Source organism: Mycobacterium sp. 1081908.1, from assembly GCF_001673535.1.
In the GTDB taxonomy this organism is placed as follows: domain Bacteria; phylum Actinomycetota; class Actinomycetes; order Mycobacteriales; family Mycobacteriaceae; genus Mycobacterium.
Genome location: NZ_LZLY01000051.1, coordinates 1 through 598, shown reverse-complemented (window position 1 = coordinate 598; position 598 = coordinate 1). Strand labels below are relative to the sequence as shown.

Genomic DNA, 598 nt, shown 5'->3' with positions numbered 1-598 from the left:
GCGTTGATGTCGGCAGCCAAGTTAGGCAGCGTAATCGCCGGCAACCCCGGGAACGGCGGCAACGTGAAGCTCGGCAGCCCCGGCAACGACAAGTTGATCGGCGGCAGCCCCGGCAGCGTCAGGTTGAGCATTCCGCTCAGCGCGGCGTTGATGTCGGCAGCCAGGTTGGGCAGCGTGATCGCCGGCAGACCCGGGAACGGCGGCAACGTGAAGCTGGGCAGGCCCGGCAGCGACAAGTTGATCGGCGGCAACGTCAACGCCCCCGACAGCGCCGCATTCAACGCCGCGTTGATGTCGGCAGCCAAGTTAGGCAGCGTGATCGACGGCAACCCCGGGAACGGCGGCAACGTGAAGCTGGGCAGCCCCGGCAACGACAAGTTGATCGGCGGCAGCCCCGGCAGCGTCAGGTTGAGTGCTGCGTTCAACGCCGCGCTGATGTCCGCCCCCAGGTTGGGCAGCGTAATCGACGGCAACCCCGGGAACGGCGGCAACGTGAAGCTGGGCAGGCCCGGCAGCGACAGGTTGATCGGCGGCAACGTCAACGCCCCCGACAGCGCCGCATTCAACGCGGCGTTGATGTCGGCAGCCAAGTTGGGCA

General features: G+C 67.4%; 2 pseudogenes. One reads left to right on the top strand and one right to left on the bottom strand.

Annotated elements, in window-relative coordinates:
• A pseudogene (locus tag A5655_RS28625) lies at positions 1 to 329 on the bottom strand (hypothetical protein); the annotation flags it as partial.
• On the opposite strand from A5655_RS28625, the pseudogene A5655_RS28620 reads away from it, so the two are divergent.
• Positions 316 to 598, top strand: a pseudogene (locus A5655_RS28620) (hypothetical protein); the annotation flags it as partial. The pseudogenes A5655_RS28625 and A5655_RS28620 sit on opposite strands and share 14 nt — an antisense overlap.